The sequence below is a fragment of the Pseudomonas sp. GW821-FHT02B10 genome (assembly GCF_059421865.1).
The window spans coordinates 524495-549291 of record NZ_JBWKVU010000003.1 but is presented as its reverse complement, the minus strand read 5'-3'; the positions used below and the strand labels follow the sequence as shown (position 1 = coordinate 549291).

Annotated in this window: 21 protein-coding genes; 5 read left to right on the top strand and 16 right to left on the bottom strand. The window is 65.2% G+C overall.

All coding sequences use genetic code 11. The features are described from left to right. Positions 1–150: 150 nt before the first annotated feature. Complete coding sequence (locus tag AC07VU_RS09905) at positions 151–1347, bottom strand: AAA family ATPase (protein WP_123362187.1); 1197 nt, start codon at positions 1345–1347, stop codon at positions 151–153. A 237-nt stretch (positions 1348–1584) separates the two neighbouring features. Between AC07VU_RS09905 and AC07VU_RS09900 the strand changes: the two genes are divergently transcribed. From AC07VU_RS09900 to AC07VU_RS09890, 3 genes are read left to right on the top strand one after another with little or no spacing between them, the layout of a single operon-like run. Beyond that, a complete protein-coding gene (locus AC07VU_RS09900) occupies positions 1585–2679 on the top strand; it encodes an efflux RND transporter periplasmic adaptor subunit (RefSeq protein ID WP_457275410.1) in 1095 nt (364 codons plus the stop codon). Then, positions 2676–3746, top strand: a complete 1071-nt coding sequence (locus AC07VU_RS09895) for an efflux RND transporter periplasmic adaptor subunit (RefSeq protein ID WP_274305229.1) — start codon at positions 2676–2678, stop codon at positions 3744–3746. Before AC07VU_RS09900 ends, AC07VU_RS09895 begins: the two co-directional genes overlap by 4 nt. After that, complete coding sequence (locus AC07VU_RS09890) at positions 3743–6808, top strand: efflux RND transporter permease subunit (protein ID WP_277587632.1); 3066 nt, start codon at positions 3743–3745, stop codon at positions 6806–6808. The genes AC07VU_RS09895 and AC07VU_RS09890 overlap by 4 nt, the downstream gene beginning before the upstream one ends. Positions 6809–6924: 116 nt before the next feature. On the opposite strand, the gene AC07VU_RS09885 is transcribed toward AC07VU_RS09890, so the two are convergent. The 11 genes from AC07VU_RS09885 to AC07VU_RS09835 all read right to left on the bottom strand — a co-directional run bounded on the left by AC07VU_RS09885 (position 6925) and on the right by AC07VU_RS09835 (position 18531). Continuing rightward, positions 6925–7551: a class I SAM-dependent methyltransferase gene (locus tag AC07VU_RS09885; protein WP_007925320.1), complete on the bottom strand. Its 627-nt coding sequence runs from the start codon at positions 7549–7551 to the stop codon at positions 6925–6927. A 208-nt stretch (positions 7552–7759) separates the two neighbouring features. Then, positions 7760–8404, bottom strand: a complete 645-nt coding sequence (locus tag AC07VU_RS09880) for a methionine ABC transporter permease (protein ID WP_257371496.1) — start codon at positions 8402–8404, stop codon at positions 7760–7762. Further along, the gene (locus AC07VU_RS09875) at positions 8394–9542 is read right to left on the bottom strand and encodes a methionine ABC transporter ATP-binding protein (RefSeq protein ID WP_495029788.1); all 1149 of its coding nucleotides are present in this window, start codon (positions 9540–9542) and stop codon (positions 8394–8396) included. The genes AC07VU_RS09880 and AC07VU_RS09875 overlap by 11 nt, the downstream gene beginning before the upstream one ends. A gap of 1 nt (position 9543) precedes the next feature. Continuing rightward, complete coding sequence (locus tag AC07VU_RS09870) at positions 9544–10353, bottom strand: MetQ/NlpA family ABC transporter substrate-binding protein (RefSeq protein WP_102679900.1); 810 nt, start codon at positions 10351–10353, stop codon at positions 9544–9546. 157 nt (positions 10354–10510) lie between these two features. After that, the gene (locus tag AC07VU_RS09865) at positions 10511–11878 is read right to left on the bottom strand and encodes an LLM class flavin-dependent oxidoreductase (protein ID WP_495029787.1); all 1368 of its coding nucleotides are present in this window, start codon (positions 11876–11878) and stop codon (positions 10511–10513) included. After that, positions 11878–13083 carry an SfnB family sulfur acquisition oxidoreductase gene (locus AC07VU_RS09860; RefSeq protein WP_495029786.1) on the bottom strand — a complete coding sequence of 402 codons (1206 nt, stop codon included), beginning with the start codon at positions 13081–13083 and terminating at the stop codon, positions 11878–11880. Before AC07VU_RS09860 ends, AC07VU_RS09865 begins: the two co-directional genes overlap by 1 nt. 24 nt (positions 13084–13107) lie before the next feature. Next, complete coding sequence (locus AC07VU_RS09855; protein WP_495029785.1) at positions 13108–14349, bottom strand: SfnB family sulfur acquisition oxidoreductase; 1242 nt, start codon at positions 14347–14349, stop codon at positions 13108–13110. A gap of 579 nt (positions 14350–14928) precedes the next feature. Further along, a complete protein-coding gene (gene tcyN, locus AC07VU_RS09850; RefSeq protein ID WP_007925310.1) occupies positions 14929–15690 on the bottom strand; it encodes an L-cystine ABC transporter ATP-binding protein TcyN in 762 nt (253 codons plus the stop codon). Positions 15691–15694: 4 nt separating this feature from the next. Beyond that, positions 15695–16360 carry a cystine ABC transporter permease gene (tcyL, locus tag AC07VU_RS09845; RefSeq protein ID WP_037005081.1) on the bottom strand — a complete coding sequence of 222 codons (666 nt, stop codon included), beginning with the start codon at positions 16358–16360 and terminating at the stop codon, positions 15695–15697. Positions 16361–16410: 50 nt separating this feature from the next. Continuing rightward, positions 16411–17208 (bottom strand): cystine ABC transporter substrate-binding protein, encoded by a 798-nt coding sequence (tcyJ, locus tag AC07VU_RS09840; RefSeq protein WP_495029784.1) that lies wholly within the window; start codon positions 17206–17208, stop codon positions 16411–16413. Positions 17209–17535: 327 nt separating this feature from the next. Beyond that, entirely contained in the window at positions 17536–18531 is a 996-nt protein-coding gene (locus tag AC07VU_RS09835; protein WP_102679895.1) for a D-cysteine desulfhydrase, read from the bottom strand. Positions 18532–18722: 191 nt separating this feature from the next. Here AC07VU_RS09835 and epsC point away from each other — a divergent pair, with 191 nt between their 5' ends. Both epsC and betT read left to right on the top strand, forming a co-directional pair. Next, a complete protein-coding gene (gene epsC, locus AC07VU_RS09830) occupies positions 18723–19649 on the top strand; it encodes a serine O-acetyltransferase EpsC (protein WP_495029783.1) in 927 nt (308 codons plus the stop codon). A gap of 396 nt (positions 19650–20045) precedes the next feature. Next, on the top strand, positions 20046–22010 hold the full coding sequence (betT, locus tag AC07VU_RS09825) for a choline transporter BetT (protein WP_123362193.1): 1965 nt from the start codon (positions 20046–20048) through the stop codon (positions 22008–22010). Positions 22011–22050: 40 nt separating this feature from the next. Here the strand turns inward: betT and AC07VU_RS09820 are convergent, their stop codons facing one another. The 4 genes from AC07VU_RS09820 to AC07VU_RS09805 all read right to left on the bottom strand — a co-directional run bounded on the left by AC07VU_RS09820 (position 22051) and on the right by AC07VU_RS09805 (position 24757). Next, positions 22051–22308 (bottom strand): hypothetical protein, encoded by a 258-nt coding sequence (locus AC07VU_RS09820; RefSeq protein WP_053259255.1) that lies wholly within the window; start codon positions 22306–22308, stop codon positions 22051–22053. 239 nt (positions 22309–22547) lie between these two features. Then, on the bottom strand, positions 22548–23444 hold the full coding sequence (locus tag AC07VU_RS09815) for an SDR family oxidoreductase (RefSeq protein WP_457275421.1): 897 nt from the start codon (positions 23442–23444) through the stop codon (positions 22548–22550). A 29-nt stretch (positions 23445–23473) separates the two neighbouring features. Next, the gene (locus AC07VU_RS09810) at positions 23474–23983 is read right to left on the bottom strand and encodes a DUF1097 domain-containing protein (RefSeq protein ID WP_457275422.1); all 510 of its coding nucleotides are present in this window, start codon (positions 23981–23983) and stop codon (positions 23474–23476) included. A gap of 33 nt (positions 23984–24016) precedes the next feature. Continuing rightward, the gene (locus AC07VU_RS09805) at positions 24017–24757 is read right to left on the bottom strand and encodes an SDR family oxidoreductase (RefSeq protein WP_274305237.1); all 741 of its coding nucleotides are present in this window, start codon (positions 24755–24757) and stop codon (positions 24017–24019) included. Positions 24758–24797: the final 40 nt, after the last annotated feature.

Sequence of the window (24797 nt, the reverse complement as noted above, 5' to 3'; positions counted from 1 at the left end):
GCAGCGGTTTCAAGGTCGCCGAGGTCCTTCGGAACTATCGCAGCCTGCGGCAGCGGCTGTAGGGATTGCATGCGACCATGCCGGCAAGCATTGCACCCCGTAGGAGCAGGGGGGACGCCTGGTTCTTGCCCGCGATGTTTTTGAGGCCGCTCAATCCGGCCAATACCACGCCGGTTCATCGAGCATCCCCTGGCCGACGATTTCGGTCTGGCCGAAATTTTTCTCCAGCACGATGCAGTTGCACTCCGGGTGTTGCTGCAACGCCGCGATCAACCGGCTGGCATGGGACACCACCCACACCTGGCACTGCTGCGAGGCGCGAATGATCAGGCGCGCCAAGGCCGGCAGCAGGTCCGGGTGCAGGCTGGTTTCCGGTTCGTTGAGTACCATCAGCGTCGGTGGCCGTGGCGTCAGCAGGGCGGCGACCAGCAGCAGGTAGCGCAGGGTGCCGTCCGACAACTCCGCCGCCGACAGCGGCCGCAGCAGACCGTCCTGATAGAACTGCACGCCGAACAGCCCGCCGGGCACGGCATCGATCTCCAGCCGCGAACCCGGAAAGGCGTCGCTGATGGTTTCGCGCAGCGCCTGCTGATCGCCGACCTCGATGATGGTCTGCAACGCCGCCGCCAGGTCGCGGCCGTCGTGGTGCAGCACCGGCGTGCGCGTGCCCAGCTGTGGCCGGCGCGCGGGGGCCTGGCTGTCGGTACGGAAGTGATCGTAAAAACGCCAGCCGCGAATCTGCTCGCGCAAATGCAAGACCTCGGGCGATGAACGCAGGTTGCCGACCTGGTCGAACAGGCTGTCGCCGCTGGAGGTGTGCTGCGCCAGGACTTCCCACTGCCGCCCCTGGCGTGCCCGCACCATCGGCCCCTGGCGATCCACCAGCACGCTGGCCGGGCGATACGCCGGCCCGCTCCAGATGCTCTCGCGCTTGATCCGCGGGTCGAGGGTGAAGCGCGACGGAATCGGTGTGCTGTGCCCGGGCAGCATGAAATGGCCGCTGGAGTCCGGCAGCCCCAGGCCGATCGAGTAACCGAAGTCCTCGCCGGCAAAGCCCAGTTGCAGGCGCTTGACGGTTTTGCGTGGTCCGCCCTGGATCGCCACCTCGCCACGGCTCATGCGCCGGCTGATCTGTTCCGGGCCGGCCCAGAAGGTCGACTCCAGGCCGCCTTCGCTGGCCAGCGCGTTGACTACCCCGCCCTGGGCGGTTTCCGCCAGCAGGCGCAGGGCCTTGTACAGGTTGGACTTGCCGCTGCCGTTGGGGCCGGTGATCAGGTTCAGCCGCTGCAGCGGAATCACCAGTTTGTTGATCGAGCGGTAATTGGCCACTGCCAGGGTCTTGAGCATGCCGGGGCTCCTTGTGCATGGAGGCGCAGTGTGCCTGATTGGTGCCGATTGTGTAGCCGCCGCGACAGCTCCCCAGGGCTTCCTGCGTTCGCCAAAGCAGCGCCCGCGTTGCGCTCGATCGCAGCCTGCGGCAGCGGCTACAGGGTTTGTGATCCCCTCGCGTGCAGCGGTGGAACCCTGTTCTAAGCTCACAGTCGTATCGTCACCTGTACGATGGCATCGCGCCAAGGAGCCTGCATGGCTGGTCTCGAATCGAAGTGGATAGTGGGTTTGATGCTGGCTGCGCTACTGAGCGGTTGTGGCGCGGAAAAGCCGAGCGAAAAGGAGCGGCCGCGGGTGCGCGTGCAGCCAGTGCAGACCCGCGATTTCGCCGCGCAAGTGACCCTTACCGGCGATGTGCAGGCGCGGGTGCAGACCGAGTTGTCGTTCCGCGTCGGCGGCAAGATCATCCAGCGCCTGGTCGACGTCGGCGACCGGGTCACGGCCAGACAGGTCCTGGCCCGGCTCGACCCGAAAGACTTGCAGACCAATGTCGATTCCGCCGCCGCCTCGGTGTTCGCCGAGCAGGCGCGGGTCAAGCAGACCAGCGCGGCCTTCGTCCGCCAGCAGAAACTCCTGCCCAAGGGCTACACCAGCCAGAGCGAATACGATGCCGCCCAGGCGGCGCTGCGCAGTAGCCAGAGCGCCCTGAGCGCGGCCCAGGCTCAATTGGCCAACGCCCGCGAGCAACTGAGCTACACCGCGTTGATCGCAGATGCTCCGGGGGTGATCACCGCGCGCCAGGCCGAAGTCGGCCAGGTGGTGCAGGCCACGGTGCCGATCTACAGCCTGGCCCGCGACGGCGAGCGCGACGCCGTGTTCAACGTCTACGAATCGCTGCTGGTGGCCCCGCCGAAGCAAGGCGCGATCACCGTCAGCCTGCTGGACAACCCGAACATCAAGACCACCGGCAAGGTGCGTGAAGTCACCCCGGTGGTGTCGGCGCAGAGCGGCACGGTGCAGGTCAAGGTGGCCCTCGACGGCCTGCCGGCGGGCATGGACCTGGGCTCGGTGGTCAGCGCCAGCGCCCATGCGGCCGGCCAGGCCAGTGTCGAGCTGCCCTGGGCGGCGCTGACCAAGAGCCTTAACGAGCCGGCCGTATGGCTGGTGGGCGAGGACGGCAAGGCTACCCTGCACACCGTCACGGTGGGGCGCTACCAGACCGGCAAGGTGATCATCAGCGAAGGCCTCAAGGGCGGCGAAAAAGTGGTGATCGCCGGCGGCCAGTTGCTGCATCCGGGGATGCTTGTCGAGGTCGTTGCCGAGACCGGCGCCCAAGGAGCCCAGCCATGAAGCGTCTGTCCCTGCTGTTATGCGCCGGCCTGACGCTGGGCGCCTGCTCCAAGGAAGAACCGGCGCCCGAGCCGGTGCGCCCGGTGCTGTCGTTCGAGGTGCGCGCCGAGTCCGAGGAAAGCCTCGGGCGGTTCGCCGGGAGCATCCAGGCCCGCTATGAAACCAACCTCGGTTTCCGGGTGCCGGGGCGTATCGCCAATCGCAATGTCGACGTCGGCGCCGAGGTGGGCAAGGGCGCCTTGCTCGCCACCCTCGACCCCACCGACCAGCAGAACCAGTTGCGTTCCGCCCAGGGCGACCTGGCCCGGATCGAGGCACAGTGGATCAATGCCCAGGCTAACGCCCGGCGCCAGCAGCAATTGTTCGACCGTGGCGTCGGCGCCCAGGCGCAGCTGGATATCGCCCAGACCGACCTGAAGACCACCCGCGCTTCGTTGGACCAGGCCAGGGCCGCGGTCAGCCAGGCCCGCGACCAACTCGCCTACAGCGAGCTGCGCACCGATCACGGCGGCGTGGTCACCGCCTGGAATGCCGAGGCCGGCCAGGTGGTCAGCGCCGGTCAGCAGGTGGTGACCCTGGCTCGCCCGGACATCAAGGAAGCGGTGATCGACCTGCCGGCGACGCTGGTGGACCAGTTGCCGGCCGACGTGGTGTTCAAGGTCGCCTTGCAGCTGGACCCGAGCATCAACACCAGCGCCATCGTGCGTGAAATCGAACCCCAGGCGCAGAGCGCCACCCGCACCCGGCGCTCGCGCCTGACCCTGACCGAAACCCCCGAAGCGTTCCGCCTCGGCACGGCCATCAGCGTGACCCTCAGTTCCGCCATCGTCCCGCGCACCGAGGTGCCGCTGTCGGCCCTGCAGGAAGTGGACGGCCAGACCCGGGTCTGGATCGTCGACCCGCAGGCACGGACCGTGGCGCCGCGGGAGGTCACGGTGCTCAGCCGCGACCATGATTCGGCATTGATCGGCAGCGGGATCAAAATCGGCGAGCGGGTGGTGAGCGCCGGTGTGAACAGCCTCAAACCGGGGCAGAAAGTCAAAATCGACGAGGACAGCCCACGATGACGCCGGCCACAAAAGGGAGCTTCAATTTATCCGAGTGGGCCATCAAGCATCAGTCCTTCATCTGGTACCTGATGTTCGTCGCCCTGCTGATGGGCGTGTTCTCCTACATGAACCTGGGGCGCGAGGAAGACCCGTCCTTCACCATCAAGACCATGGTCATCCAGACCCGCTGGCCGGGCGCGACCCAGGAGGAAACCCTCAAGCAGGTCACCGACCGCATCGAGAAAAAGCTCGAAGAGCTGGACTCCCTCGACTACGTGAAAAGCTACACCCGCCCCGGCGAATCGACGGTGTTCGTCAACCTGCGTGACACCACCAGCGCCAAGGACATTCCAGAAATCTGGTACCAGGTGCGCAAGAAGATCAACGACATTCGCGGCGACTTCCCCCAGGGCCTGCAAGGGCCGGGGTTCAACGACGAATTCGGTGACGTGTTCGGATCGGTCTACGCCTTTACCGCCGACGGCCTGAGCATGCGTCAGCTGCGCGACTATGTGGAGCAGGTGCGCGCCGAGGTCCGCGAGGTGCCGAACCTGGGCAAGGTGGAAATGGTCGGCGAGCAGGACGAAGTCATCTACCTGAACTTCTCCACACGCAAGCTGGCGGCGCTGGGCATCGACCAGCGCCAGGTCCTGCAGAGCCTGCAATCGCAGAATGCGGTGACCCCGGCCGGGGTGATCGAGGCCGGGCCGGAGCGGATTTCCGTGCGCGCCTCGGGGCAGTTCGCTTCCGAGAAAGACCTGGCCACGGTCAACCTGCGGCTCAACGAGCGCTTCTATCGCCTGGCGGATATCGCCGAGATCAGCCGCGGCTACGTCGACCCTTCGACGCCGCAGTTCCGCTTCAACGGCCAGCCGGCCATCGGTCTGGCGATCGCCATGAAGAAGGGCGGCAACATCCAGGACTTCGGCAAGGCCCTGCACCTCAAGATGGACCAGCTCACCGCCGAGCTGCCGGTGGGCGTGGGCGTGCACACGGTGTCGGACCAGGCCGAGGTGGTGGAAAAAGCCGTCGGCGGCTTTACCAGCGCGCTGTTCGAGGCGGTGGTGATCGTGCTGGTGGTGAGTTTCGTCAGCCTGGGCGTGCGCGCCGGGCTGGTGGTGGCGTGCTCGATTCCGCTGGTGCTGGCGATGGTCTTCGTCTTCATGGAATACAGCGGCATCACCATGCAGCGGATTTCCCTCGGGGCGTTGATCATCGCCCTGGGCCTGTTGGTGGACGACGCGATGATCACCGTGGAGATGATGGTCACGCGCCTGGAGATGGGCGAGAGCAAGGAGCAGGCGGCGACCTTCGCCTACACCTCCACCGCCTTCCCCATGCTCACCGGGACCCTGGTGACGGTCGCCGGCTTCGTGCCCATCGGCCTCAACGCCAGTTCCGCCGGCGAGTACACCTTCACCCTGTTCGCGGTGATCGCCGTGGCCATGCTGGTGTCGTGGATAGTCGCCGTGCTGTTCGCCCCGGTGATCGGCGTGCATATCCTCAGCACCCATGTGAAGCCCCATTCCGAGGAGCCGGGCCGCATCGGCCGCGCCTTCAACGGCGGCCTGCTGTGGGCCATGCGCAACCGCTGGTGGGCCATCGGTATCACCGTCCTGGCGTTCGTGCTGTCGGTGGTCGGCATGCGCTTCGTGCAGAACCAGTTCTTCCCGTCCTCGGATCGGCCGGAGATTCTCGTCGACCTCAACCTGCCGCAGAACGCCTCGATCGCCGAGACCCGCATGGCGGTGGATCGCCTGGAGGCGACCCTCAAGGACGACCCGGACATCGTGCGCTGGAGCACTTACATCGGCGAAGGTGCGATCCGTTTCTACCTGCCGCTGGACCAGCAACTGCAGAACCCCTACTACGCGCAGCTGGTGATCGTCAGCAAGGGCCTGGAGTCGCGCACGGCGCTGACCGAACGCCTGAAAAAACGCCTGCGCGACGACTTCGTCGGCATCGGCAGCTACGTCCAGGCCCTGGAAATGGGCCCGCCGGTGGGGCGGCCGATCCAGTACCGGGTCAGCGGCAAGGACATCGACCAGGTGCGCAAGCACGCCATCGAACTGGCCACCGAACTGGACAAGAACGCGCACATCGGCGAGATCATCTACGACTGGAACGAGCCGGGCAAAGTGCTGCGCATCGACATCGCCCAGGACAAGGCCCGCCAGTTGGGGCTGTCTTCGGAGGACGTGGCGCAGTTGATGAACAGCATCGTCAGTGGCTCCACCGTGACCCAGGTGCATGACGACATCTACCTGATCAACGTGGTCGGCCGGGCCGACGACAGCGAGCGCGGTTCCCCGGAAACCCTGCAGAACCTGCAGATCGTCAACCCCAACGGCACCTCGATTCCGCTGCTGGCCTTCGCCACCGTGCGTTACGAACTGGAGCAGCCGCTGGTCTGGCGCCGTGACCGCAAGCCGACCATCACCATCAAGGCCTCGGTGCGTGATGAGATCCAGCCGACTGACCTGGTCAGGTTGCTCAAGCCGGATATCGACAAATTCGCCGCCGGCCTGCCGGTGGGGTATTCGGTGGCCACCGGCGGCACGGTGGAGGAGAGCGGCAAGGCCCAGGGGCCGATCGCCAAGGTGGTGCCGTTGATGCTGTTCCTCATGGCGACCTTCCTGATGATCCAGCTACACAGCGTGCAGAAGCTGTTCCTGGTGGCCAGCGTCGCGCCCCTGGGGCTGATCGGCGTGGTCCTGGCGCTGGTGCCGTCGGGCACGCCCATGGGCTTTGTGGCGATCCTCGGGATTCTCGCGCTGATCGGCATCATCATCCGCAACTCGGTGATCCTGGTGACCCAGATCGACGAATTCGAGCGCGCCGGTCATTCATCCTGGGACGCGGTGGTGCAAGCCACCGAGCACCGGCGCCGGCCGATCCTGCTGACCGCCGCGGCGGCCAGCCTGGGCATGATCCCCATCGCCCGGGAAGTGTTCTGGGGGCCGATGGCCTACGCCATGATCGGCGGCATCATCGTCGCCACCCTGCTGACGCTGCTGTTCCTGCCGGCGCTGTATGTGGCCTGGTACAAGATCAAGGAGCCGAAGAAAACCACGGCTTGAGATTGTGCTCGTTCGAGAGGACGCCATCGCGGGCAAGCCTCGCTCCTACGCTGGAATACCCCGTAGGAGCGAGGCTTGCCCGCGAACCAGGCGCTACGGCCTATCTGGCAAACCGCTCAAACCTTGCGCCACACACTCGCCAGCCACGGCTGCTGCTCCCGCGGCAGGCCGGCGGGCCGGTAGTAATGCTCCAGCTCGACAAACCCCGCCGCGGTGAGCAATTGCTGCCAGGCCGCCAGGTCGTGGTAGGCGCCATAACGCGCGCCGTTCCAGCCTTCGCGGTTGTCGCCGCGCGGGTTGGAGCTGAACAGCACGCCGCCGGGTTTCAGCGTGGCATGCAGTTGGCGCAGCACCCGCGGCAACTCCTGCGAGGGGATATGAAACAGCACGGCGTTGGCGAAGATGCCGTCAAAGCGCTCGGCGGGCAGGTCGAGCTTGAGGAAGTCTTGCTGCCAGACCTCGCAGCCGCTGTCGTCCCGGGCCATCTGGGCAAAGCGTTCGGAGCCATCGAGGCCGACCGCGATATGACCCAGGCGGGTAAAGGTCTGCAGGTCGCGCCCGGGACCGCAGCCGAAGTCCAGCAGGGTGAAGGGCGCCGTGCCCTGGATATGTCGAAGCAGCGCGTCGATGTTCTGGCTGACATCGTGGTCGCGGGTGCCTTCGCGGAAATCTTCGGCCACCTGGTTGTAGTGACCCAGGGTGGTGGAGGTGATCTGGTCGAGGTCGTCGGGAGCGAGTTTCATGGCGGGCTGCGTTGGCTGGAGTGATGTGCCGAATATACTCCATGCCCGTCCCCCCGGCCCTCTGTAGTCGCTGCCGAAGGCTGCGATAAGGCCCGAAGGGCCTTCGGCGCTCTCAAGAGCACGGCCGTTTCGCACGGAATGCCGCCCAAACCGATCGCAGCCTTCGGCAGCGGCTACAGGTTATTCGTCACAACGAAGGTGGCGTTTCTCAACGCTTGTTGAGCACCTGCGCCAGGCGGTCGCCGCCGAGCTGGATCGCCGCGACGAGGATCACCAGCAGCACGATCACCGTGAGCATGATCTGGCTGTCGAAACGCTGGTAACCGTAGCGATAGGCGATGTCCCCCAGGCCCCCGGCGCCGATGGCCCCGGCCATGGCCGAGGAGTTGATCATGGTCACCAGGGTGATGGTGAAGCCGCCGACGATGCCCGGCAGCGCCTCCGGCAACAGCACGTGCCAGACAATGTGCCAGCGCCGGCAGCCCATGGCCTGGGCGGCTTCGATCAGGCCGTGGTCGACCTCGCGCAGGCTGACCTCGGCGATCCGCGCGAAGAACGGCGTGGCGGCGATGGTCAGTGGCACCACGGCGGCCCAGACGCCGTAGGTAGTGCCGACGATCAGCCGGGTGAAGGGGATCAGCGCCACCATCAGGATCAGGAACGGGATCGAGCGGAACAGGTTGACGAAGGCCCCCAGCACGCTGTTCAGCCTGGGCGCTTCATAGATCCCGCCCTTGCCGCTGGTGACCAGGATCACCGCCAGCGGAATGCCCGCCAGCAGCGCGATCAGCGACGACACGCCGACCATCAGGAAGGTATCGATAACGCCCTGGAGCAAGCGATCAAACCACATAACCCAGCACCTCTACCTGTTGTGTCCATTGCTTGTGCAAAAAGTGCTGCGCGCGTAAACGTTGCTCCTCGGCGCCCAGGGACGAGCCGCTGACCGCCAGCAGCAATCGCCCCAGGGCATGCCCCTGGATCCGCTCCACGCCGCCGTGCAGCAGCCGCACGCGCCCGCCCAGGGTGCCGAACAGCGCGGCCAGATCCGGCTCGTCGCTGCTCCTGCCGGTGAACCGCACGCGCAACACCACCGCCGCGTCGGAAGACTTCGGCTGGGCCTGCAGGCGGTTTTGCAACTCTTCCGGCAAGCCGTGCTGCAAGGGCGCCAGGAGGGTCTTGCTGACCTCGTGCTGCGGGTTGCCGAACACTTCCCAGACCGGCCCCTGCTCGACGATATGCCCATGCTCGAGCACCACCACGCGGTCGCAGATATCGCGGATCACCGCCATCTCGTGGGTGATCAGGACGATGGTCAGGCCCAGGCGCTGGTTGATCTGTTTGAGCAGGCCGAGGATCGACTGGGTGGTTTCCGGGTCCAGCGCCGAGGTGGCCTCGTCGCACAGCAGGATCGCCGGGTCGTGGACCAGCGCCCGGGCGATGCCCACCCGCTGTTTCTGCCCGCCCGAGAGCTGCGCCGGGTAGGCCTTGTGCTTGTCCTTCAGGCCCACCAGTTCCAGCAGTTCGCGGACCTTGCGCTCACGCTGTTCCTTGGGCACGCCGGCCACCTTCAGCGGCAGCTCGACGTTCTGCCACACGGTCTTGGCCGACATCAGGTTGAAGTGCTGGAAGATCATGCCGATGCGCCGGCGCAGCTCCACCAGGCGGTCTTCGTCGAAGTCGCCGATGTCCACCTGATCGATCAGCACCCGGCCGCCCGAAGGCTGTTCCAGGCGGTTGATGGTGCGGATCAGCGACGACTTGCCGGCGCCGCTGCGGCCGATGATGCCGAACACCTCGCCGCGCTGGATCGCCAGGTCGATCCCGTGCAGGGCCTGCACCGGGCCTTGCTGGCCCTGGTAGGTCTTGGTCAGGCCGATGAAGCGCACGTGGGCCCGGTTCAGTTCTGGATGCAGCTCGGTCTGCTGCGCGTCCTGCCGCTGTTCGGGCGGCTGGTTCGGCGACTTGTGCGCGAGGTAGGCGACGCTCATCTCAACCTTCCCAGCCGGCTTGGTAGAGCTTGCCGTGGGCTTTGTCCAGGGCGGCGCGCACCGCCGGCGAATGCTGGTAGATATCGACGAACTTGATCAGCCGTGGGTCGGTCTTGCTCTTGGGCTGGATCACGAACTGGATCACGTATTCCTTGTGGTCGAGGCCGTCGAACAGCAGCGCCGAGCCGGCGTCGAAGGTCTTGGCCAGGCGGATATAGGCCGGGTAGCCCTGCACCAGGTCGGCGTCGTCATAGGCGCGTACCAGTTGCACGGCCTCGACCTGGAGGATCTTCAGTTTCTTTGGATTGGCGACTATGTCGTCCTCGGTGGCCTTATAGCCGACCCCCGGCTTGAGGCTGATCAGGCCGGCCTTGGCCAGCAGCTGCAAGCCGCGGCCGCTGTTGATCGGGTCGTTGGCGATGGCCACCGTGGCGCCTTCGGGCAGCTCGTCGAAGCTTTTGTATCGCTTCGAGTACAGGCCGACGTTGTTGATGATCCCCGGGGCGAACGGCACCAGGTCGAAACCGGCGGCGGCCTTGGCGTTTTCCAGGAACGGGATGTGCTGGAAGTAGTTCACGTCGATATCGCCGGCGGCCAGGCTGACGTTCGGCGCGATCCAGTCGCTGAACTCCACCAGCTCGACTTTCAGGCCCTGTTTGCCCGCCTCTTCGACGGCGGCTTCCAGGGGGATGGCGAAGGCGGCGGTGGTGCCGACTTTCAGCGGCGCGTCGGCGGCGAATACCGCGCTGGCGAACAGTCCGAGGGCGAGGGCCAGTGCTTTGACTGGGTGGCTTAAGAGCTTGGTTTTCATGGTTTTGGTTCCAGTCAGTGCGTTAGATATTCGGGTGACCTGTAGCCGCTGCCGCAGGCTGCGATGGTCCGGGCCACGCTGGTCGCAGGACCTTCCTGCGTCCTCAAGAGCACGACTGCTTCGCAGTCGATCGCAGCCTGCGGCAGCGGCTACAGGGTTAGTGGCGATAGGTGGCGCCGCTGTGTTGCTCGGGTAACTGCGCGTCCTGCCGGAACAGCTTTTCGCGCAGGGTGCCGTTGTCGTAGGCGGTCTTGTACGAGCCGCGGCGTTGCAGTTCGGGGATCACCAGGTCGATGAAGTCGGCATAACTTTCCGGGGTGACGATGCGGGTCAGGTTGAAGCCGTCCAGGCCAGTCTCGGCAATCCAGGATTCGAGGTCGTCGGCCACTTGCTGCGGCGAACCGACCACGGTGATGTAGCGCCCGCCCAGGGCGTGCTGGTCGAGCAGCTTGTGCCGGGTCCAGTCGTTGTTCTGCAGGTTCTTGGTGGCCGACTGGATGGCGTTGCTCTTCACGTACTGGATCGGTTCGTCGATCTCGTACCGGGAAAAGTCGATGGCGGTGGACGCCGAGAAATGCGCCACTCCGGCTTCGGCGCTGGCGTAGCTGCGGTATTCGGCGTGCTTCTTCCAGGCCAGCTCCTCGGTCGCGGCGACTATCACGTTGAGCCCCATGAACACCTTGATGTCCTCGGGATTGCGCCCGGCCGCCACGGCGCTGGCGCGGACCTTGTCCACCTGGGCGCGGGTTGTGGGCTTGTTCTGCCCGCTGATGAACACGCACTCGGCGTGGCGCCCGGCGAACAGCAGGCCGCGATCGGAACTGCCGGCCTGGAACAGCACCGGCGTGCGCTGCGGCGAGGGTTCGCACAGGTGATAGCCCTCGACCTGATAGAACTCGCCCTTGTGCTCGACCTTGTGCACCTTCTCCGGCCGGGCGTAGATCCGTTGTTCGCGGTCGTTGATCACCGCGTCGTTTTCCCAGCTGCCTTCCCAAAGCTTGTAGAGCACTTCCAGGTATTCGTCGGCCTGGTCGTAGCGCCGGTCGTGCTCGGCCTGTTCGCTCAGGCCCATGGCCTTGGCGGCGCTGTCGAGGTAGCCGGTGACGATGTTCCAGCCGACCCGGCCGCGGCTCAGGTGGTCCAGCGTCGACATGCGCCGGGCGAACAGATACGGCGGCTCGTAGGTGAGGTTGGCGGTGAGGCCGAAGCCGAGGTTGCGGGTCACCGCGGCCATGGCCGAAACCAGCAGCAGCGGGTCGTTGACCGGCAGCTGGATCGACTCCTTGAGCGTCACGTCCACCGAGTTCTGGTAGACGTCGTAGACCCCGACGATGTCGGCGATGAACAGCCCGTCGAACAGTCCGCGCTCCAGCAGCTGCGCCAGCTCGGTCCAGTACTCGATAGTCTTGTACTGGGTCGAGGTGTCCCGAGGGTGGGTCCACAGGCCGTGGTTGATGTGCCCGATGCAATTCATGTTGAAGGCATTGAGCAGGATCTTTTTTTTGCCTTTCTCCAGAGCACTCATCAGATAGTCCCCCGCAATGGCGGGTTCGTCTGGTTGAGGTAGTAGTTGCCCACCGCGTGGTACTTCCAGCGCACCGGGTCGTGCAGGGTGTGCACCCGGGCGTTGCGCCAGTGCCGGTCGAGGCCATGTTCGGCCAGGGTCGCCTGGCTGCCGGCCAGTTCGAACAGGGTGCTGCCGGCGGCCAGGGAGATTTCGGTGCTGATGGCGCGGGCCTCGGCGACCGCGATGGAGGCGGCGGCCACGGTCTCGGCGTCGGGCTCGGCCTGGGCGGCGTCGAGGAACTCCCCGGAGCGCTCCAGCAACGCCTCGGTGGCGTGCAGGCGAATGCTCAGGTGGCCGAAGCTCTTGAGGGTCAGTGGGTCTTCGCTGGCCTTGTCGTTGCCGGAGTCGATCCACGGCCGGGTCTTGGTGCGCACGAAATGCAGGGCGTCCTCATAGGCGGCGCGGGCGATACCGGTGTCGATGGCGGCGTGGAGAATCTGCGCCAGCGGGCCGACGGTGGTCGGGCGCTCGAAGGCGCTCTGAAAGGGAATCACGTCCTCGGCGGCGACGAACACGTCCTCGAATACCACCGAGCCGCTGCCGGTGGTGCGCTGGCCGAAGCCGCTCCAGTCGTCGATCACGTTCAGGCCCTGGCTGCCCGCCGGGACAAAGGCCAGTTGCTGCACGCCGTGTTCATCCACCACCGACGTGGGGATGCGCTGGGCGTAGATGGCGCCGGTGGAATAGAACTTGCGGCCGTTGATGCGATAGCCGTCGCGTCCGTCCTGCACGTCCCGGGTCAGGCGAGTGGTGCGGTCGTGGGCGGTCTTGGTGCCCAGCTCGGCCAGGGCATTGCCGAAGCGCTGGCCGGCCAGGACCTCGGCGTACAGGCGTTTTTTCTGCGCCGCGCTGCCGTTCACCCGCAGCACTTCGAGGGCGTAGAAATGGTTCTGCGGGATCTGCCCCAGGGAGCCGTCGGCCTGGGCGATCAGGGCGATGACCTTGGCCAGGGTGACGTTGGACACACCGGCACCGCCGTATTCCCTGGGCACGCTGATGCCCCACAGGCCGGAGCGGGAAAAGGCTTCGAGTTCGGGGTGGGGCAGGCGGCGTTCGCGGTCGCGCAGGGCGCTGTCGCGCTTGAAATCCTCGGCCAGGTCGCTGGCGACGATCAGGGCTTGCTCATCGCTGGTTATGACCGCGACGTGTTGAGAAAGAGTCATGTACTTCTCCAGAGATCTGGTCGCTTAAATCCAGGAATGGCGAGCCGGCAGGGTGCCGTTCAGGTGATAGGTGCCGACGGCGTGGTATTTCCAGCGCACCGGATCGTGCAGGGTGTGGACCCGGGCGTTGCGCCAGTGCCGGTCGAGGTTGAACTCGGCGAGGGTGGCGCGGCTGCCGGCCAGCTCGAAGAGTTTCTCGCTGGCCAGCAGGGAGATCTCGGTGGTCAGCACCTTGGCCTCGGCCACGGCGATCGAGGCGCGGGCGGCGGATTCGGCGCTGATCGGCGCGGCATTGACCTGGTCCAGCACCTGGCCGGCCTTGCGCAGCAGGGCCTCGGCGGCGTGCAGTTCGATTTTCAGCTTGCCGATGTCGGCGATTACATACAGGTCGTCGCTGGCCCGTTCGACGTTGGCGTCGACCCACGGCCGCGAGCGTTCACGCACGAAGCTGATGGCGTCGTCGATGGCGGCGCGGGCGATGCCGGCGTCGATGGCCGCCTGGATCAGCTGCGAGACCGCGCCCTGGATATTCGGCGACTCGTTGATCCGCCAGTTGTCCACCACCAGGTCGGCATCGACCCGCACGTTGTTGAGCAAAATGGTGCCGCTGGCGGTGGTGCGCTGGCCGAAGCCCGACCAGTCGTCGACGATGCGCAGCCCTGGCGTGCCGCGCCGGACGAAGGCCAGGACCTGCCTGCCGTCGTCGTTCAACGCCTTGACCGCCACCCAGTGGGCAAACAGGGCGCCGGTGGAATAGAACTTCTGGCCATTGAGCAGGTAACCGTCGCCGTCGGCGCTGATCCGTGCCTTGAGTTCCAGGGTGTTTTTGGTCCCGCGTTCCGGGCCGGCGTTTCCGATGCGCCAGCCTTCCAGCACGCTCTGGAATAGCTGCTTTTTCTGCCGTTCGGTGGCGCTGCCGAGGATCAGGTTGAGAATGCCGAACTGGTTCTGCGGGATCTGTCCCAGGGCCGGGTCGGCCGCGGAAATGATCGCGAAGACTTCGGCCAGGGTCACGAAAGACACCTGCGGGCCGCCGTACTCACGGGGGATGGCAATACTGCCCAGGCCACTGCGGGTGAAGTGTTCGATTTGTGCCCACGGCAGCTTGCGCTGCTGGTCGCGCCGGGCCGCCTGCTGGCGGGCGACGGTGGCCAGTTCATGGGCGGCTTGAAGGGCTTCTGCGTCGTTCAGCAGAACCCGTGCGGGCAACAACAGGGGGGCGACATCCAGATCGCTCTGGACATTTGCATCGGCCAGATTGGACATCAGTGCCACTCCTTGGCTGCACGCAATGCCCTGGCGATCTGCACTGGGGTGATTGTGTTCCGGACCATACCTACCTCACATCTTTGGAAGTGCCGCGCCGTGGCGGCGAAATCGGGTTCAAGAATGTCCGGTGGTCCGGTGCATATACCCTATGCGCGTATAAAAATTAAATAAACTAACTTTTAGGAATATGTATAGAAGGGGTTTACGTATACGGCAGGTAGGAAAAGGAGAAGGGTAATGGGAGATAGATCTGAGGCCTGTAGCCGCTGGCGCAGCCTGCGCGCGGCGACGCAGCCGTCGTAAACCGGGGCATACGGTTTCCCGGGCGCAATGCAGTGGCGGGCCTGGCGGCCGCTGTGTCGGAATGCCGCCCAGACCGATCGCAGCCTCGCGGAGTTCGGCAGCGGCTACAGGGGGCGCGGTTACGGGGGAGCGTGGTTTCTGTAGCCGCTGGCGCAGCCTGCGCTCGGCGGCGCAGCCGTCGTAAACCGGCGCATGCGATGTGTCTGGCGGAATGGGATGGCGGGTTTGCGTTCGCTGCACAGCCCATCCTGGGCTCGGCAGCGAGGGCGCCGCTCAGGCCTGGGGATGGCCCGAGGTGAGGAACTTGCTGAGGAATTGCCGGGTGCGTTCTTCCCTGGGGTTGGCGAACAGCGCCTTGGCTTCGCCCTGTTCGACGATCACCCCCTTGTCGAAGAAGATCACCCGGTTGGCCACGTCGCGGGCGAAGCCCATTTCGTGGGTGACGATGACCATGGTGCGCTTTTCTTCGGCCAGGCCGCGGATGGTCGCCAGTACTTCGCCCACCAGCTCCGGGTCGAGGGCCGAGGTCGGTTCGTCGAACAGGATCACTTCCGGCTCCATCGCCAGCGCCCGGGCAATCGCCACGCGCTGTTGCTGGCCGCCGGATAGGCGCCGCGGATAGGCGTCTTCCTTGCCCGCCAGGCCGACCTTGGCCAACAGCCCGCGGCCCAGGGCCAGCGCCTGCTCGCGGGGCGTCTTCTTCACCACCAGCGGGCCTTCGATGACGTTTTCCAGCGCGGTGCGATGGGGGAACAGGTTGAAGTTCTGGAACACGAAACCCACCTGCTGGCGCAGTTGCCGCACCAGGCCCTGCTGCTGGGTCAGCGGCCGGCTGCCATCGATTTCGATGTTGCCGACCTTGATCCGGCCGCTGGTAGGTTCTTCGAGGAAATTCAGGCAGCGCAAAAAGGTGGTCTTGCCCGAACCGCTGGGGCCGATGATGGCGACCACCTCGCCTTCCGCCACCGTCAGGTCAATGCCATTGAGGACGGTCTGACCCTTGAACTGCTTCGTCAGTTTTTCAACCACAATCATGGGTTCAGGACTCCTGGTCGTGCCGATTGACCCGCTCTTCCAGTCGGTTCTGCAGGTGCGCCAGCACGCTGGCCAGAACCCAGTAGATCAGCGCGGCGGCAAGATACATGGTGAAGACTTCGAAGGTCCGGGCGGTGATCAGCTGTGCCTGGCGGAACAGTTCCGGGACCTGGATGGTGGCGGCCAGGGCCGTGTCCTTGACCAGCGAGATAAAGCTGTTGCCCAGGGGCGGCAGGGCCGTGCGCATGGCTTGCGGCAGGATCGCCCGGCGCAGGGTCTGGGCCCGGGTCATGCCAATGCTGGCCGCCGCTTCCCATTGCCCGCGCTCGATGGAGCCGATGGCCGCGCGCAGGATCTCGCAGGCGTAGGCCGCCATGTTCAACGAGAAGCCGATCAGCGCCGCCGGCAGCGGGTCAAGCTCGATACCCAGCTGCGGCAGGCCGTAATAGATCACGAACAGTTGCACCAGCAACGGCGTGCCGCGAAAGAACGACACATAGACGCGGGCGATCCAGCTCAGCAGCTTGAAGCGCGACAGGCGCATCAGCGCCAGGGCGAACCCCAGCGCCAATCCGAAGAACATGCCGCCGAGGCTGAGGATGACCGTGAAATACGCGCCCTTGAGCAGGAAGGGCGCGGAGTTCAGCAACAGCTGCGTGGTTTCGGCGATTTGCTGGCTCAACTGCGGGAAAGACAGTTCGAACTGAAAACCTGCTTCCATTATTGAGTGACGTCAGCGTTGAAGTATTTTTCCGAGAGCTTTTTCAGCGTGCCGTCGGCGCGCAGTTCCTCGATCGCCTTGTTCACCGCGGCCAGCAGTTCGGGTTCGCCTTTGCGCAGGGCCACGCCGGCTTCCTGGCGGGAGAAGGGCTCGCCGGAAACGGCCAGGGTGTCGTTGGTTTTCTTGATCAGCTCGAAGGCGGCCAGGCGGTCCACCAGGATCGCGTCGATACGGCCTACGCGCAGGTCCTGGTACTTGGTCGGATCGTCGTCGTAGGTCTTGATGATGGCTTGTGGCACGTTGTCCTTGAGCCATTGTTCGTAGTTGGTGCCCAGGCCGACACCGACCTTGTGCCCGGCCAGGTCGGCGGCGGTCTTGAACTTGCCTTCGTTCTTCTTCTGGGTCAGGGCCTGGATGCCGGAAACGGTGTAGGGGGTGGAGAAGTCGTATTTCTTCTTGCGCTCATCGGAGATGGTCACCTGATTGATCACCGCGTCCAGGCGCTTGGACTCCAGGGCGGCGAGGATGCCGTCCCATTTGGTCGGCTGCAGTTTGACCTTCACGCCCAGCTTCTGCGCCAGGGCTTCGGAGAACTCGACTTCGAAGCCGGCCAGCTTGCCGCTTTCGTCGACGTAGCTGAACGGTGGATAAGTGCCTTCCAGGCCGACGTTGATGGTGCCGGCGTCCTTGATCTTCTGCAGTTGCTCACCGGCAACCGCTTGCCCCAGCAACCCGGCACCGAGGGCCAGACCCAGCGAGCCAACGAGGATATTTCGACGTAGTGCGGAAAAAATCATGACAAGCCCCTGTGTTTTCTTATGCAGATGCGGTTGGGAGATGCAGGTCAATCGGTGAGCGGGAACGAGCGCCTTATCCTGCACTAAATGCAGCGTATGCGTCTCGCGGCAAATTCGCCTGCGGCGCGACTATAAGTGGCTACTTATAGATGTAAAAATAATATAAATTCACATTGTTATTCTTTTTATAAATATAAATCCCTGTAGCCGCTGCCGCAGGCTGCGACAGGTCCGCAGGACCTCCTGCGATCTCAAGATCCTGCGCCCCCTTCGGTACGGAATGCCGCCCAATCGATCACAGCCTGCGCCAGCGGCTACAGGCATTTGTTAGGCAAACGAGCCGGCATAAGCGAACAGCGCCGGCGCGCCGCCGGTATGCAGGAAGATGATCGGGCCGTCGTCGAAACGCTGGCGGCCGATGCCGTCGAGCAGGCCGGCCATGGCCTTGCCGGTGTAGACCGGGTCCAGCAGCAGGCCTTCCTGGCTCGCCAGCAGCTTCACCGCGGCCAGGGTGCCGGCATTCGGTTCGCCATAACGCGGGGCGAAATATTCGTCCCACAACTCCACCTTGAAGCTCTCCGGCAACGTCACCCCGAGCAATTCGGCGGTGCGCTCGGCCAGGCCCTGGACCTTCGGCCGTTGCGCTTCGTCGGTGCGCGACACGGTGACGCCGATCACCGGCAACTGCGGCAACACTTCGCTCAAGGCCAGGGCCAGGCCGCTGTGGGTGCCGGCGCTGCCCGAGGCCAGCACCACGGCGGCGAAGTCGAGCCCGCTGTTGTTGATCTGCTCCGCCAGCTCCAGGCCGGCGCGCACGTAACCCAGCGCGCCGAGGGCATTGGAGCCGCCAATCGGCACCAGGTACGGCTGCTTGCCGCTGCTGCGCAGGCGCTCGGCCAAGGCTTGCAACTGCTCGTCGGCGTTGTCCAGGTTCTCCACCAGCTCGACCTTGGCGTCGAACAGGTCGAGCAGCAGGCGGTTGCCGTTGCCCAGGTAATTGCCGTCATCGGTGCCGATGGGGTTTTCCAGCAGGGCGACGCAGCCCAGGCCGAGCTTGGCGGCCAGGGCCGCGGTCTGGCGTACGTGGTTGGACTGGATGGCGCCCGCGGTAATCAGGGTGTCCGCGCCCTGGGCCAGCGCATCGGCGGCCAGGTATTCGAGTTTGCGCAGCTTGTTGCCGCCCATGGCCAGCGGCGTGGTGTCGTCGCGCTTGACGTAGATATCGCGGCCCAGCCAGGTGGACAGGCGTTCGAGTTTTTCCAGGGCGGTGGCGCCGCCCAGCAGGTCGAGACGGTTAAAACGGTCGAGCTGTCGTTTGATCATGAGGCCGCACAGGTTGTCAGAGGTGTCAGGGACTATAGGCAGCGATATTTACCGGGGCAACCGCCAATCGCTTATGCCAAAAAGTACTTAGGCCAGCACAATTAGTTCTTAATTTGGCCTGGGACGCATACCGTAAAGTGACGTCGTTTATGCGGCCAGACCCTCCGGCCGCCTGAGTGAGGAGTCTTATCGTGAGCGAGCGTTCCAGCCATTGGCAATTGCAGACCATAGTCGGTCAACTGCGTGATGCCCGCGACCAGTGGCGTACCCGCAACGGGCGGGTCAGTGGTGAGCAGGGCGGTCGGGAGCTGCCGTCGCGCGCGGCCATGGCCGAGATTCTCGAGGCGCTGTGTGGGGCCTTGTTCCCAATGCGCCTGGGCCCGGTGGACCTGCGCGAAGAAAGCGAGGACTTCTACGTCGGCCACACCCTGGACGCGGCCCTCAATGCGCTGCTCGCCCAGGCTCGCCTGGAGCTGCGTTATGCCGCGCGCCAGAGCGGCGAGGCGGACGAAGACGTCAACGCCAGGGCCATCCGCATCATCCAGGATTTCGCCCTGGCCCTGCCGGGGCTGCGGGTGTTGCTCGATACCGATGTGCTGGCCGCCTACCACGGCGACCCGGCGGCGCGCAGCGTCGACGAAGTGCTGCTGTGCTACCCGGGCATCCTGGCGGTGATCCACCATCGCCTGGCCCACCATCTGTACCGCGCCGGCCTGCCGCTGCTGGCGCGGATCAGCGCGGAAATCGCCCACTCGGCCACCGGCATCGACATTCACCCGGGGGCGCAGATCGGCCGCAGTTTCTTCATCGACCACGGCACCGGTGTGGTGATCGGCGAGACCGCGATCATCGGCGAGCGTGTGCGCATCTACCAGGCGGTGACCCTGGGCGCCAAACGCTTCCCGGCGGACGAGGACGGCCAGTTGCAGAAGGGCCACCCGCGCCACCCGATCGTCGAGGACGACGTGGTGATCTACGCCGGCGCGACCATCCTCGGGCGCATCACCATCGGCAAGGGCTCGACCATCGGCGGCAACGTCTGGCTGACCCGCAGCGTGCCGACCGGGTGCAACCTGACCCAGGCCAACCTGCAGCATGACGATGGGTCGCAAAAATAAGCCGAGGTGCTTGCATCATGTAGCCGCTGCCGCAGGCTGCGATCGCCCCGAGAGGGGCGCCGCCCTTGGGTCTTTTGCAGGCCCTGCGGGCCTTGGCGCAGCCTTCGGCGGCGGCTACAGAGATCGGCTTAATTTAACGCTGAACGATTCCCTCCGCGACACATCAGACCTTTCTTAAAACCTGCGAAATCAGGCGACCGCCGAGCCCGGCGATTAGTCCTTGCGCGCCTATCCGTGTTTAACTTGAACGCTTGTTCAAGTTAAACCGGCAGCTCGCTGCCCGCTCACAACAGGAGGCTTACCTTTGCTGAGTCCGATCTTTTCAGCCGCGTTTTACCCCCTCGAGGTGCACGTTTCATGAGTGCATCGTCCATTCCCGCCAGCGGCCTGATCCGCATGAATCCGCCGGTGTTCTACTTCGCCGCGAGCTTTATCCTGGCCTTCGGCCTGGTGGTCATTGCCCTGCCGGAACAAGCCGGCGCCTGGCTGCTGGCCGCGCAAAACTGGGCGGCCAATACGGTCGGCTGGTACTACATGCTGGCCATGACCCTGTACCTGATCTTCGTGGTGGTCACCGCCTTGTCCGGCTACGGCAAGATCAAGCTCGGTGCCGACCACGACGAACCGGAATTCAGTTACCTGTCCTGGGCCGGCATGCTGTTCGCCGCCGGGATCAGCATCACGCTGTTTTTCTTCTGCGTGTCGGAACCCCTGACCCACATGCTGCAACCGCCCCAGGGCGAGGCCGGGACCGCGGATGCGGCGCGCCAGGCCATGCAGATTCTCTTCCTGCACTGGGGCCTGCATGGTTGGGGTGTGTTCGCCTTCGTCGGCATGGCCCTGGCGTATTTCGCCTACAGGCATAACCTGCCGCTGGCCCTGCGTTCGGCGCTGTACCCGCTGATCGGCAAGCGCATCAACGGCCCCATCGGCTACGCGGTGGATGGCTTCGGCATCATCGCCACGGTGTTCGGCCTCGGCGCCGACATGGGCTTTGGCGTGCTGCACCTCAACTCCGGCCTGGATTACCTGTTCGGTATCGCCCACACCCAGTGGGTCCAGGTGGGCCTGATCACCCTGATGATGGGCGCGGCGATCATTGTCGCGGTGTCCGGCGTCGACAAGGGCGTGCGGGTGATGTCCGACATCAACATGCTGCTGGCCTGTGCGCTGCTGCTGTTCGTGTTGTTCGCCGGCCCCACCCAGCACCTGCTCAACACCCTGATCCAGAACCTCGGCGATTACCTCGGCGCCTTGCCGACCAAGAGTTTCGACCTCTACGCCTATGATGAACCCAGTGACTGGCTGGGTGGCTGGACCGTCTTCTACTGGGCCTGGTGGATCGCATGGTCGCCGTTCGTGGGCCTGTTCATCGCGCGGATTTCCCGTGGCCGGACCATCCGTGAGTTCGTGTTCGGCGTGCTGCTGATTCCCCTGGGCTTCACCCTGGCCTGGATGTCGATCTTCGGTAACAGCGCCATCGACCAGGTGCTCAACCATGGCATGAGCGCACTGGGCATGTCGGCCATCGAGAACCCCTCGATGACCCTCTACCTGCTGCTGGAAACCTACCCCTGGAGCAAGACCGTCATCGCCGTGACGGTGTTCATCAGCTTCGTGTTCTTTGTCACCTCGGCCGACTCCGGCACCGTGGTGCTCTCGACCCTGTCGGCCCGTGGCGGCAATGCCGATGAAGACGGGCCGAAATGGCTGCGGGTGTTCTGGGGCGCGATGACCGCGCTGGTCACCAGCGCGCTGCTGTTCGCCGGCAGCATCGACTCGCTGAAGTCGGCGGTGGTGCTGACCTCGCTGCCGTTCTCGATGATCCTGCTGCTGATGATGTGGGGGCTGCACAAGGCCTTCTACCTCGAGTCGCAGAAGCAGATCGCCCAGTTGCATTCGTTGGCGCCGGTGTCGTCGTCTTCGCGGCGCGGCAAGGGCGGCTGGCGCCAGCGCCTGAGCCAGGCGGTGCATTTCCCGTCGCGCGACGAGGTCTATCGCTTCCTCGATCAGACCGTGCGCCCGGCCATCGAAGAAGTGACCGCGGTGTTCGTCGAGAAAGGCCTGAACGTGATCACCCAGCCGGACCCGGCCAACGACAACGTCAGCCTGGAAATCGGCCATGGCGACCAGCATCCGTTCGTCTACCAGGTGCAGATGCGCGGCTACTTCACCCCGTCCTTCGCCCGTGGCGGCATGGGGCCCAAGGAGATGCGCAACCGGCGTTACTACCGGGCCGAGGTGCACCTGGCCGAGGGTAGCCAGGACTATGACCTGATGGGCTACACCAAGGAGCAGATCATCAACGACATCCTCGACCAGTACGAACGCCATATGCAGTTCCTGCACCTGGTGCGTTGATCGCGGGGCGGTGGCGTTTGTGCCACCGTCATCGCGGGCCTCAGGCCCGGCCCAATACCGTGAACAACACCAGCGCCGCCACCGGCACGCCGAACACCACACTGCCAACCGCCAGCTCCGTGCTCAGGGGCTGGCCGGCGTGGACCATCCCCACCGCGCCGTTGATCACCGTCAGCGCCAGCCAGAGTACGACGAAACTGTAGGCCAGGGTCTGGCGGCCGAGGCCGAGCTTTTCGCCGATAAACAGCATCAGCGCCAGGAGAATCAGGCCGAAGCAAGTGATGATCGCGGTGTGCATGATGAAGTCCTCGCGGGCGGAATTCAGGGGTGAGTCCAGGGTCGATGGCGGTTCAAGGCTCCCGACCTAGAGTGTGGTCCAGGGAGTGGCGTCCTGCTCCGCGAAAAGCGAAGGCCGGGAACAGCAGGGTGTTGGACGAAACGGGCGAGTCGGTGGTCGGGGGCATGAGTGTCTCCGCGAATAAGCCGGTGGAAAGCAGCGATGGCCCGGGGAGTGCCCGGGCCATCGGTGCCGTTGTTTCAGCGAACGGCGGGCTTGAGCAGGTCTTCCAGGCCGATGCGGCGAAACATCTCGGCGCGCACCCGGTCGGCCATGGCATTGACGATCTCGGCACCGTCCTGGGACGGGTCGATATGCCGGCGCAACGGCCGGGAGCCGAAGGGCAGGCCGACGATCTCGACGATGGCCTTCGCGACCTCGGCGACATCGGCGTCAGCCGGCTCCAGGGTGGCCAGGCCGTTGAGTGCCTGCTCCGGCACGCCGGCATAGGGGCCCTGGTTGTACTCGGCGGCGCGGGCCTGGTCGGCCGGGGCTCCGGAGTGCGCGAAGTGGTTGGTGCCCTGGGTGAAGGCGCCCGGCACGATGATCGAGGTCTCCACGCCCCAGCGCGCCAGCTCCCCGGCATAGGACACCGCCAGGGAGTCCATCGCCGCTTTGGCCGCGAAGTACGGCGCCAGGTAGGGCGGGGTGCCGCCGCGGGCGCTGCTGGAGGATATCCACAGCACCAGCCCCCGGCCCTGCTTGCGCAGTTGCGGCAGGGCCGCGCGGTTGACCCGCTGGGTGCTCAGTACGTTGATGTCGTAGAGCTGGGCGAACTGTTCGGGGGTGAAGGCTTCGGCGGGGCCGAAGGCCATGTGCCCGGCGTTGTGGATGATCACATCCAGCCGGCCGCAGTCGGCGACTATCCGGGCGACACCGGCCTCGACCGAGGCGCTGGAGGCGACGTCCAGTTCGACGCTGCGCAAATCGACCCGGTGCTCGTCGGCGTAGCGCCGCACCTCGGCCACCTGAGGCGCATTGCGGCCCAGGGTTTCACGCATGCTGGCGTAGACGATGTGGCCAGCGTCGGCGAGGGCGCGGGCGGTCAGGGCGCCAAAACCACTGGAGGCGCCGGTAATCAGGATGACGGATTGCATGGCATTGATCTCTTCAGGTGAGGGTGGTTTCAGGCACGCCGGGGCAGGCGTTGTTGTACGGCGTGGGACAGCCAGCCGGCGAAGGTGCCCAGGGTTCCGGCGCCGCTGAGTTCGGCGAAGCTTTCCAGGGAGGGTTCCAGGTGCGCGGCGAACCAGGCGATCAGACCGAGGAAGTAGGCGACGATGTTATTCATCACCCGCAGGCTGCGCAGCGACACCACGAGCATCGCCACCACGAACACCACCGGCGGCAGGGCCCAGGGGCCGAGGCTTGGGCTCAGTGCGCCAATGCTCAGCGCCGCGCCCATGCCGACGGCGAGGCCCATCAGCACGCAGCCCAGGTTGACCAGGCCGTCGCGCAGGGTCAGGCCGCGGCTGAAGAACGCCACCCAGCCAACGAACATGGCCCAGACCGGCAGGCTCAGCAGCAGGCTGGAGCCCGCCGCCAGTGCGGCGGTGGCGGCGGCCACCGCGGTGAACAGGATGAACATCGGTTTCGTCTGCCCGCCACGGGCGGGTGTCGCGGTGGAGTGATTCATGAGCGTGGCTCCTTCGACCGTGGGTGAGGTGGCTCAGACGAGCCCGCCGTTGGCGCGCAGGACCTGCCCGTTGACCCAGGCCGAATCAGGGCTGACCAGGAAGGACACGACGCGGGAAATATCTTCGGGTTGAGCCAGGCGCTCCAGCGGGGCCATCTTGGCGAAACCCTGGATCTGCTCTTCGCTCTTGCCGTGCAGGAACAGGTCGGTGGCCACCGGGCCCGGTGCCACTGCATTGACGGTGATATTGCGACCGCGCATTTCCTTGGCGAACACCTGGGTCAGGGATTCCACCGCCGCTTTACTGGCGATGTACACCGCGTAACCCGGCAGGTTCATGCCGACGGTGCTGCTGGAGAAATTGACAATGCGCCCGCCGGCGTTCAGGCGAGTCGCGGCTTCACGCAGGGTGTTGAAGGTGCCGCGAGCGTGGATGTTGAAGTTCTGCTCGAACAGTTCGTCCGTGTGTTGCGCCAGCGGCAGGACCTTGAGGATGCCGGCGTTGTTGATCAGCACGTCGACCTTGCCCAGTTGGGTTTCGGTCTCGTCGAACAGGCGGCGCACATCATCGGCATTGGCCACATCGGCCTTGATCGCTATGGCCTGGTGGCCGGCCTGGCGTAGCTCCACCACCAGGGCCGAGGCTTCGCTGGCGCTGTTGGCGTAGTTGATGGCGACGGCGAAGCCTTCGCTGGCCAGTTGCCGGGCGATCACCGCGCCGATGCCGCGGGAGGCGCCGGTCACGATGGCAACTTTCGAAGTCTGGGTAGTCATGGCGAATTTCCTTCTGGGTAACGAGTGATTGGCTGTGGTG

What these genes read in the sequence shown, in the direction of transcription:
- AC07VU_RS09905 (WP_123362187.1), bottom strand. Translation starts at nt 1,347, where the DNA reads ATGCTCAAGACCCTGGCAGTGGCCAATTACCGCTCGATCAACAAACTG.
- AC07VU_RS09900 (WP_457275410.1), top strand. Translation starts at nt 1,585, where the DNA reads ATGGCTGGTCTCGAATCGAAGTGGATAGTGGGTTTGATGCTGGCTGCG.
- AC07VU_RS09895 (WP_274305229.1), top strand. Translation starts at nt 2,676, where the DNA reads ATGAAGCGTCTGTCCCTGCTGTTATGCGCCGGCCTGACGCTGGGCGCC.
- AC07VU_RS09890 (WP_277587632.1), top strand. Translation starts at nt 3,743, where the DNA reads ATGACGCCGGCCACAAAAGGGAGCTTCAATTTATCCGAGTGGGCCATC.
- AC07VU_RS09885 (WP_007925320.1), bottom strand. Translation starts at nt 7,551, where the DNA reads ATGAAACTCGCTCCCGACGACCTCGACCAGATCACCTCCACCACCCTG.
- AC07VU_RS09880 (WP_257371496.1), bottom strand. Translation starts at nt 8,404, where the DNA reads ATGTGGTTTGATCGCTTGCTCCAGGGCGTTATCGATACCTTCCTGATG.
- AC07VU_RS09875 (WP_495029788.1), bottom strand. Translation starts at nt 9,542, where the DNA reads ATGAGCGTCGCCTACCTCGCGCACAAGTCGCCGAACCAGCCGCCCGAA.
- AC07VU_RS09870 (WP_102679900.1), bottom strand. Translation starts at nt 10,353, where the DNA reads ATGAAAACCAAGCTCTTAAGCCACCCAGTCAAAGCACTGGCCCTCGCC.
- AC07VU_RS09865 (WP_495029787.1), bottom strand. Translation starts at nt 11,878, where the DNA reads ATGAGTGCTCTGGAGAAAGGCAAAAAAAAGATCCTGCTCAATGCCTTC.
- AC07VU_RS09860 (WP_495029786.1), bottom strand. Translation starts at nt 13,083, where the DNA reads ATGACTCTTTCTCAACACGTCGCGGTCATAACCAGCGATGAGCAAGCC.
- AC07VU_RS09855 (WP_495029785.1), bottom strand. Translation starts at nt 14,349, where the DNA reads ATGTCCAATCTGGCCGATGCAAATGTCCAGAGCGATCTGGATGTCGCC.
- tcyN (WP_007925310.1), bottom strand. Translation starts at nt 15,690, where the DNA reads ATGATTGTGGTTGAAAAACTGACGAAGCAGTTCAAGGGTCAGACCGTC.
- tcyJ (WP_495029784.1), bottom strand. Translation starts at nt 17,208, where the DNA reads ATGATTTTTTCCGCACTACGTCGAAATATCCTCGTTGGCTCGCTGGGT.
- AC07VU_RS09835 (WP_102679895.1), bottom strand. Translation starts at nt 18,531, where the DNA reads ATGATCAAACGACAGCTCGACCGTTTTAACCGTCTCGACCTGCTGGGC.
- betT (WP_123362193.1), top strand. Translation starts at nt 20,046, where the DNA reads ATGAATCCGCCGGTGTTCTACTTCGCCGCGAGCTTTATCCTGGCCTTC.
- AC07VU_RS09820 (WP_053259255.1), bottom strand. Translation starts at nt 22,308, where the DNA reads ATGCACACCGCGATCATCACTTGCTTCGGCCTGATTCTCCTGGCGCTG.
- AC07VU_RS09815 (WP_457275421.1), bottom strand. Translation starts at nt 23,444, where the DNA reads ATGCAATCCGTCATCCTGATTACCGGCGCCTCCAGTGGTTTTGGCGCC.
- AC07VU_RS09810 (WP_457275422.1), bottom strand. Translation starts at nt 23,983, where the DNA reads ATGAATCACTCCACCGCGACACCCGCCCGTGGCGGGCAGACGAAACCG.
- AC07VU_RS09805 (WP_274305237.1), bottom strand. Translation starts at nt 24,757, where the DNA reads ATGACTACCCAGACTTCGAAAGTTGCCATCGTGACCGGCGCCTCCCGC.